The 13,885-nt window shown below is 66.6% G+C and carries 16 protein-coding genes; 13 read left to right on the top strand and 3 right to left on the bottom strand.

The genetic code is table 11. From position 1 onward, the window contains the following. Positions 1-8 precede the first annotated feature (8 nt). The 4 genes from AC5RTE_RS14520 to bcp all read left to right on the top strand — a co-directional run bounded on the left by AC5RTE_RS14520 (position 9) and on the right by bcp (position 3,824). Complete coding sequence (locus tag AC5RTE_RS14520) at positions 9-1,208, top strand: glycerate kinase (protein ID WP_494042083.1); 1,200 nt, start codon at positions 9-11, stop codon at positions 1,206-1,208. Continuing rightward, positions 1,201-2,544, top strand: coding sequence for an allantoinase AllB (gene allB, locus AC5RTE_RS14515; protein ID WP_494042082.1), 1,344 nt, complete (start codon positions 1,201-1,203; stop codon positions 2,542-2,544). Before AC5RTE_RS14520 ends, allB begins: the two co-directional genes overlap by 8 nt. A 9-nt stretch (positions 2,545-2,553) precedes the next feature. Continuing rightward, a complete protein-coding gene (locus AC5RTE_RS14510; protein ID WP_494042081.1) occupies positions 2,554-3,264 on the top strand; it encodes a winged helix-turn-helix domain-containing protein in 711 nt (236 codons plus the stop codon). An 80-nt stretch (positions 3,265-3,344) separates the two neighbouring features. Beyond that, on the top strand, positions 3,345-3,824 hold the full coding sequence (gene bcp / locus AC5RTE_RS14505; protein ID WP_494042080.1) for a thioredoxin-dependent thiol peroxidase: 480 nt from the start codon (positions 3,345-3,347) through the stop codon (positions 3,822-3,824). On the opposite strand, the gene AC5RTE_RS14500 is transcribed toward bcp, so the two are convergent. Beyond that, complete coding sequence (locus tag AC5RTE_RS14500; RefSeq protein WP_494042079.1) at positions 3,821-5,311, bottom strand: MFS transporter; 1,491 nt, start codon at positions 5,309-5,311, stop codon at positions 3,821-3,823. The genes bcp and AC5RTE_RS14500 overlap by 4 nt on opposite strands. 151 nt (positions 5,312-5,462) lie before the next feature. On the opposite strand from AC5RTE_RS14500, the gene AC5RTE_RS14495 reads away from it, so the two are divergent. Both AC5RTE_RS14495 and AC5RTE_RS14490 read left to right on the top strand, forming a co-directional pair. Next, positions 5,463-5,957, top strand: a complete 495-nt coding sequence (locus tag AC5RTE_RS14495) for a GvpU-like protein (RefSeq protein ID WP_494042078.1) — start codon at positions 5,463-5,465, stop codon at positions 5,955-5,957. 46 nt (positions 5,958-6,003) lie between these two features. Further along, complete coding sequence (locus AC5RTE_RS14490) at positions 6,004-6,585, top strand: GNAT family N-acetyltransferase (RefSeq protein ID WP_494042077.1); 582 nt, start codon at positions 6,004-6,006, stop codon at positions 6,583-6,585. A gap of 69 nt (positions 6,586-6,654) precedes the next feature. On the opposite strand, the gene AC5RTE_RS14485 is transcribed toward AC5RTE_RS14490, so the two are convergent. After that, complete coding sequence (locus tag AC5RTE_RS14485) at positions 6,655-7,038, bottom strand: hypothetical protein (protein WP_494042076.1); 384 nt, start codon at positions 7,036-7,038, stop codon at positions 6,655-6,657. 251 nt (positions 7,039-7,289) lie between these two features. Between AC5RTE_RS14485 and AC5RTE_RS14480 the strand changes: the two genes are divergently transcribed. From AC5RTE_RS14480 to AC5RTE_RS14465, 4 genes are read left to right on the top strand one after another with little or no spacing between them, the layout of a single operon-like run. After that, positions 7,290-8,402, top strand: a complete 1,113-nt coding sequence (locus AC5RTE_RS14480) for a PP2C family protein-serine/threonine phosphatase (protein WP_494042075.1) — start codon at positions 7,290-7,292, stop codon at positions 8,400-8,402. After that, the gene (locus AC5RTE_RS14475) at positions 8,399-10,366 is read left to right on the top strand and encodes a glycosyltransferase family 2 protein (RefSeq protein ID WP_494042074.1); all 1,968 of its coding nucleotides are present in this window, start codon (positions 8,399-8,401) and stop codon (positions 10,364-10,366) included. Before AC5RTE_RS14480 ends, AC5RTE_RS14475 begins: the two co-directional genes overlap by 4 nt. Then, complete coding sequence (locus tag AC5RTE_RS14470) at positions 10,356-10,688, top strand: STAS domain-containing protein (protein WP_494042073.1); 333 nt, start codon at positions 10,356-10,358, stop codon at positions 10,686-10,688. Before AC5RTE_RS14475 ends, AC5RTE_RS14470 begins: the two co-directional genes overlap by 11 nt. Next, positions 10,681-11,103, top strand: a complete 423-nt coding sequence (locus AC5RTE_RS14465) for an ATP-binding protein (RefSeq protein WP_494042072.1) — start codon at positions 10,681-10,683, stop codon at positions 11,101-11,103. The genes AC5RTE_RS14470 and AC5RTE_RS14465 overlap by 8 nt, the downstream gene beginning before the upstream one ends. 3 nt (positions 11,104-11,106) lie before the next feature. Here AC5RTE_RS14465 and AC5RTE_RS14460 read toward each other — a convergent pair whose 3' ends face one another. Beyond that, complete coding sequence (locus tag AC5RTE_RS14460; RefSeq protein ID WP_494042071.1) at positions 11,107-12,381, bottom strand: GAF domain-containing sensor histidine kinase; 1,275 nt, start codon at positions 12,379-12,381, stop codon at positions 11,107-11,109. A 252-nt stretch (positions 12,382-12,633) separates the two neighbouring features. Between AC5RTE_RS14460 and uraD the strand changes: the two genes are divergently transcribed. The 3 genes from uraD (at position 12,634) to AC5RTE_RS14445 (ending at position 13,875) form a co-directional block, all read left to right on the top strand. Continuing rightward, positions 12,634-13,131 (top strand): 2-oxo-4-hydroxy-4-carboxy-5-ureidoimidazoline decarboxylase, encoded by a 498-nt coding sequence (uraD, locus tag AC5RTE_RS14455; protein WP_494042174.1) that lies wholly within the window; start codon positions 12,634-12,636, stop codon positions 13,129-13,131. After that, positions 13,128-13,466: a hydroxyisourate hydrolase gene (gene uraH, locus AC5RTE_RS14450; protein WP_494042070.1), complete on the top strand. Its 339-nt coding sequence runs from the start codon at positions 13,128-13,130 to the stop codon at positions 13,464-13,466. Before uraD ends, uraH begins: the two co-directional genes overlap by 4 nt. Positions 13,467-13,560: 94 nt before the next feature. Further along, the gene (locus AC5RTE_RS14445; protein WP_494042069.1) at positions 13,561-13,875 is read left to right on the top strand and encodes a hypothetical protein; all 315 of its coding nucleotides are present in this window, start codon (positions 13,561-13,563) and stop codon (positions 13,873-13,875) included. Positions 13,876-13,885 lie beyond the last annotated feature (10 nt).

Below are 13,885 nucleotides of genomic sequence, written 5' to 3'. Positions count from 1 at the left end.
AAAGACCGATGCGCATCATCATTGCCCCGGATAAGTTCAAGGGTTCCCTGTCCGCACCTGAAGTTTGCAGTCACCTGGAAAAGGGACTGCAGCGCGGAGCGGGAGGCAACCTGGACGTGGTCCGGATTCCAGTGGCTGACGGCGGCGAGGGCACACTGGACGCCGCCGCCGGCTCCGGGTTTACCCGCCGCAGCGCCTTGGTGGCCGGACCGTCAGGAGAGCCCGTCACGGCCCACTTCGCTGTCCGGGGCAATGAGGCCGTCATTGAAATGGCGGCCGCCTCGGGCCTGGCCCTGCTCGCCGCCGGAGCACTTGTTGAGGGACGGCCAGGCCCTGCGGCTGCACGTACCGCCACCAGTCTGGGAACCGGCCAACTGATCCGCGCCGCACTGGACGCCGGCTGCAACCGCATCATCCTCGGGGTCGGCGGCAGCGCCAACACCGACGGCGGGGCCGGCGTCCTGCAGGGACTCGGCGCCACCTTCCTTGATGCAGAGGGCAACGAACTTCCGGGAGGCGGTGCCGCGCTGGCCCGCCTGGACCGGATCGACTTCAGCGGGTTTGACGCCAGGCTGAAGGACACACGCTTTGTGCTGGCGTCCGACGTCGACAATCCCCTGCTGGGCCCCCAGGGCGCCGCGGCGATTTTCGGCCCGCAGAAGGGCGCCGCACAACAGGACGTCGGCTTGCTCGACGCCGCCCTGGCCAGGTTTGTCGAAGTCCTGGCCAGGGAAATCGGTCACCGCGCCATCAAGGCAGCGGAAGCCCCGGGAGCCGGTGCAGCCGGCGGCGTTGGCTACGCGGCCATCGCCGCCCTGGCGGCAACACGGCGCCCGGGCATCGACGTCGTCCTCGAATTCACCGGGTTCGCGGACCGGCTGGCCGGCGCCGACCTGGTGATAACGGGCGAAGGCAGCCTGGACGATCAAAGCCTGCTGGGCAAAACGCCCATGGGTGTTGCCCGGGCAGCCGCCGGGCAGGGCGTTCCGGTGATCGCCGTGTGCGGACGGACCACCCTTGAACCGGGCCAGGCACGTGCCGCCGGATTCGAGGAGGTCTACGCTTTGACCGAACTCGAAAGCAATGTAAACAGGTGCATAGCAGAGGCAGCGCAGCTTCTGGAGCAGCTGGGCACCCAGATCAGCGGACGGCTGGCAGCCAGTGGGCTGTCCGGTTCCGCCAGTACCAAGGAGGACCTCCATGTCTGAAGAACGTTTTGACCTGGTCATCCGCGGCCAGCGCATCCTCACCACCGCCGGCCTGGCACCCCGCGAAGTGGGTGTCCGCGGCGGCAAGATTGTTGCCCTCGAGCCGCTCGGCAACGGCCTGGCCGGGACCGAGGTTATTGAACTGGCTGATGATGAAACCCTGATCCCGGGCCTGGTGGACACCCACGTCCATGTCAACGAGCCCGGCCGGACCGAGTGGGAGGGCTTCGCCTCGGCCACCCGGGCCGCCGCCGCCGGCGGTGTCACCACCATCATCGACATGCCGCTGAATTCCGTTCCGCCCACCACCACGGTGGAAAACCTGAAGCTCAAGCGCGAGGTGGCGGAGGACCAGGCTTTCGTCGACGTCGGATTCTGGGGCGGTGCGATCCCCGGCAACAAGGGGGACCTGCGCGCCCTGCACGATGAAGGTGTGTTCGGCTTCAAGTGTTTCCTCCTGCACTCGGGCGTGGACGAGTTCCCGCACCTGGACGCGGACGAGATGGAGGAGGACATGGCCGAGCTGAAGTCCTTCGACTCCCTCATGATCGTCCACGCCGAGGATTCGCACGCCATTGACCGCGCACCCCACCCCGGCGGCGACCACTACCAGACGTTCCTGGCCTCCCGCCCACGCGGCGCCGAGAACAAGGCCATCGCCGAGGTCATCGAGCGGGCCCGCTGGACCGGTGCGCGCGCGCACATCCTGCACCTCTCGTCGTCGGACGCGCTGCCCATGATCGCCTCGGCAAAGCGCGACGGCGTGAAGCTCACGGTGGAAACGTGCCCGCACTACCTGACGCTGATGGCGGAGGAGATCCCGGACGGCGCCACCGCCTACAAGTGCTGCCCGCCCATCCGCGAAGCCTCCAACCGGGAGTTGCTGTGGCAGGGGCTCCAGGACGGCACCATCGACTGCATCGTCTCGGACCATTCCCCCTCAACACTGGATTTGAAGGACCTGGAGAACGGTGACTTCGCCGTGGCGTGGGGCGGTGTCTCATCGCTGCAGCTGGGCCTGTCCCTGATCTGGACCGAAGCCCGGCACCGGGGCATTCCGCTGGAGCAGGTGGTGTCCTGGATGGGTGAGAAGCCGGCAGCGCTGGCACGGCTCTCCAACAAGGGCCAACTGGCGCTGGGCTACGACGCCGACTTCGCCGTCTTCGCCCCGGACGAGGCCTTCGTGGTGGACGTGTCGAAGCTCAAGCACAAGAACCCCATCACCCCGTATGACGGCAAAGCGCTCTCCGGCGTGGTCCGCAAGACCTTCCTGCGCGGCAAGGTCGTGGACGGTCAAGTCCCCACGGGCAAGCTGATCCGCCGCGGCGGAGTCTAAGGACGCGCCATGGCAGTGGAAGCTGTACGTCCGAGGACGGTGGCACGCCCGCGGCTGGCTGCCACGGGAGCGGCCGTACCAAGGACTGCTGCCTCACCTTCTGCGTCCTGCCCCCGTCCGGTGATTGCCCGTGGCCTTGCCGTATGGGTGGTTCCCGGGGACGGCACCAGCCCCGAACTCCTGGCCCGGGCAGCCGAACTGGTCCTTGCCCGGGCCCTCGAAACTGCTCCGGAGGCGGAAGTCCACTGGCCTGCCGCCGGAGCTCCCACCGGGTTCTCCGCTGACGCGGGAGGAGCCGCAGACGACTCCTCTCAACCTCCTCCCGCAGCGGAGGCCCTTTCCGGGGCACCAGATGAGGCCGACGGCGGCACCCGCCTGCCGCCGTCGGCCGGCCCCGTCAGCCGGGTTGCCGTTGACCTGGCCGCCGACAACGTGCTGCTGGACGGCCGCCCCGTCCCGCTTACGGGCGTGGAGTTCAAGGTGCTGCGGTACCTGGTGACCCACCTGTCCCGCACGGTGGCACGGGAGGAACTCCAGGACTTCCTGGATTCGTTTGAAACCCCGGGCGCCTCCGCGCGGTCCATCGACGTTTACGTAGGGCGGATCCGGCGGAAACTCGGGAACGCCCGGCACGCTGTGGCCACCGTCCGCGGCGGCGGTTACCGGTTTGTGCCCGGCCAGCTGGCAACTGTCCGCGGGCCGGCGGAATACTGCATATGACGCCGGAGTTGTATGACTGAGCGGGAAGCCGCTTCACTTGATGTTTTGCCAGTAATGACAAAGTCTTCCTAAGGAACGCCATGAGCCAGACCCTGACCACCAAGCTTCAGCCCGGATCCCAGGCCCCTGAATTCACCCTTCAGGACGCCCAGGGCCGTGAGACTGCCTTGGCCGACTACCGCGGCAAGAACGTCATAGTGTACTTCTACCCCAAGGCCGCCACCCCCGGCTGCACCACCGAGGCCTGCGACTTCCGCGACAGCCTGGCCTCCCTGCAGGGCAAGGGCTACGAGGTCATCGGCATCTCCCCCGACGCCCCCGAGGCCCTGGCCGGCTTCACCGGCGATTTCTCCCTGACCTTCCCGCTGCTGTCCGACCCGGACCACGCTGTCGCTCTGGCGTACGGCGCCTGGGGCGAAAAACTGGTGGACGGCGAAATTGTCGAGGGCATCGTCCGGTCCACCGTGGTGGTGGACCCCGAAGGCAAAGTCACGCTCGCCCAGTACCAGGTAAAGGCTGACGGCCACGTCGCAGCGCTCAGGGAAGCCCTGGGTATCTAGGACTTGGCGCTGGCCGTCTCCGCAGCCGCCGCCTCCGCGTACTCCGCTGACACCCGGCGGTAGACCGGCGTCAGGAAGGCCAGCACCGCGGCGGCGACCATGATGAGGCCCGCAACCAGGAACACCAAGGCAATGCCGCGGGAGGTGCCCTCCCCGAGCAGCGGGGCCAACTGGGCTGCGCCGTCGGCCGAGCGCGCGTACGGGATGATCCAGAACTGGGCGATCGGCGCAATGAGGAACGCGGTGACCGGCGCCGCCGCGGACTCAAACGCCATGGCGAATCCGAACACCCGTCCCTGCCGCTCCAGCGGCACCACCTGCTGGATGACCGTTTGCTCGGCCGCCTCCACGAAAGGCACCAGGGTCAGGTACAGCCAGATCCCCACGATGTACAGCCATGCCCACTCCCGCAGCGTGAACACCGCGCCCAGGACGCCCATCGCAATCACGGCAAGCAGCAGGGTGCGCAAAGGGTTGGAACCCAGGCCGAACTTGCCGATCAAGGCTCCGCCCAAAAGGAAGCCGCTGGAACCAACCGCCAAAAGGATCCCCCACAGCTCCACCGAAAACATTTCCAGGCCGTAGGGATCCATCAGGGCCATGTAGACCCCGCCGATGAAGTTGTTGAACGTTGAGAACAGGATCAGCGCGAACAGCCCGGAGATGGCCAGGACGGCGGCAAGGGCACCGCGGAAATCGAATCCGCCGTGGGCATCCGTTGCCGCCGGGCGCAGCTCCTCGGGCATGCGCAGCATGAGGAGATGCGCGAAGGCCAGGGCCGTGAGCACCACGGCGACGGCGATGGTCCAGCCCATTCCGAGCAGCCCAATGGACAGCCCGGAGAGCACCGAGGTGACAAGGAACATCAGTCCCTGCACCATGCCCACCAGCCCGTTGGCGTTGGCCCGCCGGTCCGGCTCGATGAGGATGGTGACGATGGTGGAGAGCGCGATGTTGCGCATGTTTTCCACCACCGCGCCGATCAGGATGACCATGGTGAACACCCAGAACCACGGCCGCGCCAGGTCAAGCAGCACGGCGGCGGGTGTCAGCAGGAACATCACTCCGGACAGCACGAACATCACCAGGGTGAACACGGCAGCAAACCGCATCACGGATAACTTGCGGTAGCGGTCCACGAAAGTGCCGAAGCTGATGCTCGAAAGGGCGATGAGCAGCATGTATGCGCCGCCCACCACCCCCGTGGCGATCACGTTGCGGGTTCCCAGGTACACCCAGAACGTCAGGGCGAACCACAGGTAACTGGTAGTGATGTTGGCGAGGGCAGTGTTCACCAAAATCCAGGTGAAGGTGCGGTTCCTCTCCGCGGGAGTGCGAAGGGAGGTGTCGACGGCGTCCGGGTCGGCCAGGTGCGGGGTTCCGCCGTCCTCACCCGGCCCCGCGTTAACGGCTACGTCCCTGCCAGGTCCTGTCCCGCCGTCGGAAGCCGCAGCCGCCCTGCCCCGGGCCGGTTCCTGCTCGGTCATGCGTCCCAGTGTAGTGACGGGAGACAGACGCCGACAGGGTAGGCACCCCCCTCCCTGCCGGCCTTCTTCCACCCGCCAACGCTTTGCCAGGCCAGGAAACTAAGCTCTTGTGGGAGGGTGACTTAACGGAGCCACGAAAGGGGACGGGTCCATGGCGGACGAGCCTGCTGAAGAGGTATTTTCCGCAGTGGCGGCGGAGCGCGACGCTGCATACGCAGCCAACCGCGAACGCTTCGAAGCCCAATCCTGGTACGAGATCGACCACCGTCTTGCGCTCCTGTTGGCTCCTGTCGCCAGGATGGGGAACGACGCAACGGTGGAGCTCACCGTTGTTGTGGACGGCGCCGTCATCTCCGGATCTGTCGTGTCCGCGCATGCCTGGGCACAGCGGCAGAATGACCAGATCCGCATCGGCAGCCCGGCCGTCGCCGCCGCCTTCGAGTCGCTGGAGCCGGCGACGGACCAACTGGAACGCCAGCCGGCGGAAGAAGGCGGGGCAAGCCCGCAGCCGAAGGACCAGGACCGGTACATCCACTTCCTTGGACCGGTGCTGCTTTCAGGGGGAGTCCACGTACGCATGGCGGCCACCAGAGTTGACCTGCGCAAAGTCTCGGCTTGGAGCATAGGGCGCATTCCGGGCGAGTAGGGACAGGACCGTTGCCCGCTGCGCAGGCCGGTGACAGGATGGCCGCATGGCGATCGAGGTCCGTCCGGCCACTGAGTTTGAGGACGTCAGGACGATGGTGGGGCCCAAGCGGCCGGACGCCAACGTCTGCTGGTGCCTGAGCTACCGCATTCCATCGAAACAGAACCAGGCACTGCACGGGGCGGAGCGCGGGGAGCTGGTGAAGGAGCTGGTGGCCCAGGATCCCCCGCCGGGAATCCTGGCGTACGACGGCGGTGAGGTAGTCGGGTGGGCAGCAGTCCACCCCCGCGCGGATACCAGCTTCGCCGGGAACCGGAAGATTCCGCACGTGGACGGGCTGGACGTCTGGTCTGTGTGGTGTTTGCGGGTGCGGCCAGGGCACCGCGGCAAAGGCATTTCGCATCACCTGCTCAACGGCGCCGTTGCGTTCGCTGGAAGCTATGGGGCACCGGCCATCGAGGGCTACCCGGTGGATAACCGCGGGCAAAAGGTAGACCTCACCATGGCGTACGTGGGCACGCGCAAGCTTTTCGAGGACGCCGGCTTCACCAAGGCTGCGGACACGGAGTCAGTACTCAACGGCTTCCCGCGGGTGCTGATGCGCCTGAACCTGCGGGATCAGGCGTAACCCCCCGGTTCCAGCGGCGCGCCGAAATCAGGGCGCCCAGCCCATAGCGCTAACCAGGGTTCCCGGCACCTAAACCGCCGCGGGACGCCCCAGGGCCGCACTCCTGAAAAGCGCCTCCAACCTGCAATGCGCCTCGGTCTCCAGGTTAAGGCGGTGCGTCAGCTTTTCCACCTGCACGGACATCTCCTCACCCACCCGCAACCGGTCCCCGGGCCAGCTCGACGCCGCCCTCGATTCGGCGAGTGCCTGCGCCAGTGCCTTGGCCGCGGCACGCACCTTCCGCGAGTGGAGGTAGACCCGCAGGAGCGCCCTGCCCTTGTTCAGGCCGGCCTGCACCAGTTCACGCGGACCCGCTTCCGCCTCCGGTCCAATCGCGGTCGCCCCGCCATCGGCAGGCGCCGCGCCCGCGGCGGCATACGCCGTCGTCTGGTCTTTGATGTTGCTGTGTCCCATGGCTGCCCCTCCTGCACCGGCCAGCTTCCGGACCGGTCTTCGTTGACCGTTGTCCCTGAAGCTGTTTCTTCTGCCTTCGAGTGTCCCGGGCCTTCCTCAACGTCCAGGCAAGCAGGTGCCAAGATTGGCGCAAGATCCGCTGGGAGCGGCCGCCGGGGAAGCCCGGATCCGGTGGCCGCTCCCAACACGGCCAGCACCACAAAAAGCCTTGCGACATGCCCCGTTGCCGTTAATACGGTAGAAGTAGAGCTATGGTCTCTCCCTCCGAAACCCGCCGTGCCGTTGTCATCGAGGATGACCCGGACATTCGCGGCCTGCTGGTCCGCGTCCTGGTCAAGCAGGGCTTCGACGTTACTGAGGCCGGAGCGGGTCTGCCCGGTGTGGAGGAAGTCCGCCGCCGCCAGCCGGACCTGGTGACCCTGGACCTGAACCTCCCGGACCTCGACGGACTGGAAGTCTGCAAGCGGCTCCGGGAATTCTCGGACGCCTTCATTGTGATGCTGACCGCGCGTGCGGACGAACTGGACAAGCTGACCGGACTGGACAACGGAGCTGATGAATACATCAGCAAGCCATTCAGCCCCCGGGAGCTGCAGTCCCGGATCAACGCCCTTTTCCGCCGCCGCCCCTCCGCAGCTGCCGATTCGGCCGCCCGGAGCGAGCTGGAACGCGCCACCGAAGTCCAGCTAAGCCTCCTCCCGCAGGAGGACATCCGCGTCGAAGGCTATGAAGTGGCCGGGATGTTCCGGCCTTCCCGCAGCGTGGGCGGGGACTTCTACGACTGGTACCAGACCCCGGACGGGCTCCACCTGACCTTCGCCGACGCCATGGGCAAAGGTATGGGCGCCGCCCTGATCGCGGCGACAGTCCGCGCCGTCATGCGCTCCACCGGCCACCGGCAGGACCTCGACGGCGCGTTCGCCTCCGCCAGCAAGGCGATAGCCACGGACCTGGATTCCTCCAACTCCTTTGTCACTTTGTTCCACGCGCGGCTTGACGCGGCCTCGGGAACGGTCAGCTATGTCGACGCCGGGCATGGGCTTGCGCTGCACGTCACCTCCGGCGGCGCCGCCCACCGCCTCGGGTCCGGCGGGCCGCCGGTCGGAGCCTGGGCAGGAACACAATGGCCCCAGTCCAGCCTGGAGCTCGCCCCGGGCGATTCATTGGTGGTGGCCAGCGACGGCGTGCTGGACGTCTTCGAGACCGTTGAGGACTTCACCGAGGCTGTCCGCAGCGCTGCGCAGGGACATGAGTCGGCCCAGGCGGCCAGCAGCGCCATCCTTGCCCTGGCCCCGGCCGAGACCGCTGAGGACGACGTCACCGTGGTTGTGGTCCGCCGGCTGCCCGAAGGAGCAGGCGCATGACCCGGTTCCTGACCCGGCTGGTGGTGGTGCTCACCGTCATCACGGGCGTCAACTACATCGCCTGGCGCTGGATGGCATCGCTGAACTGGGACGCCTGGTGGATCGCCGTGCCGCTGGTGGTCGCTGAAACCTACAGCCTCATCGACGTGATGCTGTTCGGCATGACGGTGTGGAAGCTGAAGATCCGGAAGGGCGCCCCGGCGCCGCCGGCCGATGCCACCGTGGACGTCTTCATCACCACCTACAACGAAGACCTGGACATGGTGATGACCACCGCGCTGGCCGCTCAGAAGATCCGGCACCCGCACAGCACGTGGATCCTGGACGACGGCGCCCGCCCCGAGCTGGAGGCCCTCGCCGCCCAGCATGGCCTGGGTTATGTCACCCGCAGCGAGGACTGGACCTCCAACCTGCCCCGGCACGCCAAGGCCGGCAACCTCAACAACGCCCTGATGCAGACCCACGGCGAGTTCCTCCTGATCCTGGACGCTGACCAGATCCCCGAGCCGGACATCCTCGAAAAGACCCTCGGCTACTTCAACAACCGCCGGGTGGCGCTGGTCCAGACACCGCAGTACTTCAGCAACGTCCCGGCCGATGATCCCCTCGGCAGCCAGGCGCCCCTCTTCTATGGCCCCATCCAGCAGGGCAAGGACGGGTGGAACGCCGCCTTCTTCTGCGGCTCCAACGCCATCCTCCGCCGCGAAGCCCTCATGCAGCTGGGCCTGGTGGGTTACGTCAAGGAAACCGAGAAGAGCATCCGACGTGCCCTGGCCGCCTCCCGCTCTGCCATCAAGCAGGCCCGGAAGTCTCCAGACATGACACCACTGGTGGCCCAGGTGCTGGACGAAGTGGAGGCGGCAACCCGCGAGGCGCAGCAGGAGCTCGACGCCGGCGGAGCCCTGAGCGAGATCACCTACCGGGTACGCCGCCGCGTGGACGCCGCCGTGCAGACCCTGGTGATGGCCGACGTCGAAGCCCTGCAGGCAGACCTTGAGGAGATCGCCGCCATGGAACTGGCCCACGTGGGCGAGTCAGGCGTCCCCGTCGTGGCCGACGATGCGGTGCAGCGCATGTCCGCCCGTGACTGGTCGCCCCTGGGCGCCCTGGAATCCGTGCAGGCCGTCCTGGATGCCCTCTCGGTGGAACGCAACGATGAGGCACAGCCGGTCATGCCGCTGGCCACGATCTCCGTCACCGAGGACATGGCCACCGCCATGCGCATGCACGCGATGGGCTGGGAGAGCGTCTACCACCACGAAATCCTCGCCTACGGGCTCGCTCCCGAGGACCTCAAGACCATGCTCACCCAGCGCCTCCGCTGGGCGCAGGGCACCATCCAGGTGCTGCTCCGCGAGAACCCGCTGGTGCAGAAGGGCCTCAAGCTGGGGCAGCGGCTGATGTACTTCGCCACCATGTGGACCTACCTCAGCGGCTACGCAGCGGTTATCTACTTCGCCGCCCCGATCATCTACCTGTTGCTCGGAGTCCTGCCGGTGACGAGTTTGAGCTGGGACTTCTTCATCCGGTTCATCCCGTTCATGGTGGTCAACCAGCTGCTGTTCGCCGTCGCCGGCCGCGGCATCCCCACCTGGCGCGGCCAACAGTACAGCCTTGCCCTGTTCCCCACCTGGATCAAGGCGTGCTCGACGGCGGCCCGGAACGTCTGGTTCGGACGCCCCCTTGGATTTGCCGTCACCCCCAAGGCCCGCCAGAACGGCGGACCCAGCTGGAGCCTGATCCGGCCACAGATTGTGGTGTCCGTCCTGCTGGCCGTGGCCGCCGTCGTCGGAATCATCCGCCTGGCTACCGGCCTGGCCGAGCCACTTGGCACCCTCGTGAACGTCGTGTGGGTCATTTTCGACCTGGTGGTCATGAGCATCCTGGTGCGTGCAGTGCTCTACAAGGGTTATGAACCGGCTCCAGATTTGGCATTAGCAGAGAGGAAACCCGATGGAGTTTAGCTATGAGGTCAAGGACTCGTATGCGGAGGTCAAGGCGGACGGACGGCTGAACATGGTCTCCGCGCCCAAGCTGCGCGAGTTCGTCACGGATGTAATCGCCGGCGGATCCAACCGGATCGTGGTGAACCTGGAAAAAACGGCGTTCATGGATTCGTCCGGCCTGGGCGCACTGATCGGCTGCCTCAAAGCGGCGCGGCAGGCGGGCGGGGACCTGCGGATCGCAGCTGTCCAGCCCCAGGTGAAGATGGTCCTGCAGCTGACCAGCATGGACAAAGTCCTCACCGCTTACGGATCCGCCGAAGAGGCGTTCAGCAATGACTGAAGTCCTGGCGTCCCGCAGCTTCCGCGGGCCGGCGTCCGAGGACGCCATCGAGTCGATCCACAACCACCTCGACAGCCTCTGGCTCGACGTCCCCTTTGTGCAGGACATGGACCAGATGACGTTTACGACGGCGGTCATCGAGTCGGCGTCGAACATCGTCCAGCATGCCGAGCCCGTGGCGCAGGAACCCGTGGAGCTGGGGGTGGACATCGAGGTGCGGCCCGCGCTGCTGCAGGCACGGGTGAGCGCCTACCACGCGAAGCCGCCCTTCGGCCCGATGGAGCCGGCAACCGTCGGTGAGGACGCCGAGTCCGGCCGCGGCCTGGCGCTGATCCAGGCCTTGGTCACGACGGTTACCTTCGAACGGCAGGACGGCACCAACGTCTGGGTCCTGTCCAGGACACCGCAGGGCTGATTTTTACAGCCGGCCCGACGTCCCGGCCGGGCCCGCAGCGGCTTCGGCCGGGATGAGCACCGAAACAGTGGCCCCGCCCCCGGGAGTGTCACTGATGGTGAGTTCTCCCCCGTGCGCCTGGGCGATCCGGTGGCACGTCGCCAGGCCCAGCCCTGTCCCGGGGCCATCGCCGGGCCGGTTGAGCCGGACCAGTGGCTCCACGGCCCTGGCCCGGTCGGCGGGGAGGATGCCTTTGCCGTTATCAGCAACCTGGACCGTCACGCCCCGGGGGCCGTTTGCAGCGCTGACCTCGATCCGCAGCGGACGTTCCGGCGAGCGGTAGTTCAGTGAGTTGGCCAGGAGGTTCTGCAGCAGGGTGCGAAGCTGCCCGCGGTCTGCGAAGAGCTTGGCGTCGTCGCAGGAGATTCCGCTGCCGGCGTCGAGGTCCACACCGAGGTCCTGCGCTGCCTCCGCCGTGACAGCCAGCAGGGACACGTGGTTACGGTTCAACCTGCCGTCGGCGCGCGAGTAGTCCAGCACGTCTTCCAGAGTTACCAGCATGCGGCGCCCGCCGTTGGCTATGAGTTCCAGGTACTCGGCGGAAGGGTGTCCTTGGGGTATGTTGGGGTCGTCCTCGGCCAGTTCCACATACCCCAGGATGGTGGTCAGGGGCGCTCGCAGGTCATGGCTGACCCGCCCGGCGAATTCGGCCAGCATCTCGTTGCTCCGGTGGAGATCTTCAAGGGCTGTGTTGAGCTGCAGCGTACGGTGCTGGAGTTCCAGAAGTTCAACGACCTGGCCGGCCAGGACCTCCACCAGGCGGATCTGCTCGGGCGTGGGCAGCTCCGGCTGCTCAGAAAACACACAGAGTGAGCCGAGCACCAGGCCGGAAGAGGTCTCCAACGGCACGGAGGCGTAGAAGCGGACGTCCGCTATTTCCCCGGTCACGAACGGGTTGGACCGGAACCGCGGGTCCACGGAAGCGTCACGCACCACCGTGGACTCGCCACTCAGAAAGACGCTCGAGCACATCGAGTCCTCGCGGGAGCATATTCCGGGATCTATACCGGCGGCGGCGACCTGCAGCTGTTGGTCCGCGGTAATGATGTTCACCACGCTGTAGGGCACGCCGCACAAACTCGCTGCCAGGCGTACCAGGTTGTTCAGCGCAGCACGCGTCCTCGGGTCCACCAGCGCCGGCAACCCACCAGGGTCGGCGGGGATCAATCCGTATTCCCGAAGGCCACGATCGCGTGCGGCGTCCTGATCGGTCAGCGTTTGCATAGCCGTCCCGTCCATATTCTTTTTGTTCCCCCAGCATCTTCCGCCCGGGCCCTGCAGCTTCCCCGTGATGATACCGGTTGGGGCCCGGCACTGTTGTAGTCTCTTGACACCGGCAGCAGCCTGATCTTCAATATTACGTATGCTGAAATAACAGTTCCATGATGCGGAAGCCCTGATCCGGGTTCACTGGTGATGGGCGCCGGGAAGTCCGGCATCCGCATAGCCGTCACCATGGATGCCAGCAATTGTTACGAGGTACCTGCCAGCATGAAGCTTGCCGAATTCAACACTGCTGACCCCGCCCGGGCAGCGGAGACGCTTAGACCCTGCATCGACGTTCAGCGCTGGGTGGACACTGTGGCTGCCGCCCGGCCCTTCCCTTCCAAGGACGCGCTCCTGGCGTTCGCCTCCGAGGCTGCCCACCCGTTCACTCCGGCCGAGGTTGAAGCAGCCATGGTGCACCACCCGCGGATCGGTGAACGTCCGACGGCGGCCACCACCGAGGCGTCCATGTCACGTTCCGAGCAGGCAGGGGTGGATCCGGCGGACAAGGCCCTGGCGGAGGCTCTGGCCCAGGGCAACAGGGACTACGAGGCCAAATTCGGCAGGGTCTTTTTGATCCGCGCAGCCGGGCGCACGGCTCCCGAAATCCTGCAGTCCCTGGACCAGCGGCTGGGGAACTCCCCCGCTGAGGAAGATTCCATTGTGGCCCAGCAGCTGCGCGAGATTGCCGTACTGCGGCTTGAAGGACTGATCACCGAATGAGCGTCTCCCACGTCACTACCCATGTCCTCGATACCGGCGCCGGCCGCCCGGCGGCCGGGGTCGCCGTCGTGCTTTACAAAAACAACGGCGGCAGCTGGCAGGAACTTGCAGCCTCCACCACGGATGCCGACGGCCGCGCGAAGGATCTGGGCCCGGAGCAGCTGGAACCCGGCAACTACCGGCTCAACTTCGCAACGGGCAGCTACTATGCCGGCCTCCAGACTGCCACGTTCTTCCCCGAGGTGGACCTTGTGTTCGAAGTCACCGGCTCGGAGCACTACCACGTTCCGCTCCTGCTCAGCCCCTTCGCGTACTCCACCTACCGCGGCAGCTGACACCCCTCCCCGTTGCCCTGTCACGTACGGTCCCCAAACCGGCGCCCTGGCAGCCGTAACTGATAGGGCAACGGCGGAAATGTAGGCTTGAGGCATGGCTTCTGAACAACCCCCCGCCGAGCGCCGCGAGATCACCGTCCGCCGGGCGCCCAAGTACGTCCCGTTCCTGATTCTGGGCGCACTGGTGGGTGTGGGGGCAGCAGCGGCGGTTGCTTACGGCCTGCCGGCGAGCGAGAGCTTTGACCCCGCCTCGGTCTTCGGATTTTTCCTGGTGCTCTTTGCCGGCGCCGGCGCAATACTGGGCGCCGTACTGGCGCTGATCCTGGACCGGCGAAGCCTAAAAAGGCAGCAGCGGGCTGTGGTGGAGTCCGTCCCCGATTCCGAACCGGACACCGACCCCCGGCCCTAGGCAAGTCACA

The sequence above is a fragment of the Arthrobacter sp. K41 genome, assembly GCF_059089645.1.
The sequence above is the reverse complement of the archived record's forward strand: the minus strand, read 5'-3'. Positions and strand labels throughout refer to the sequence as shown.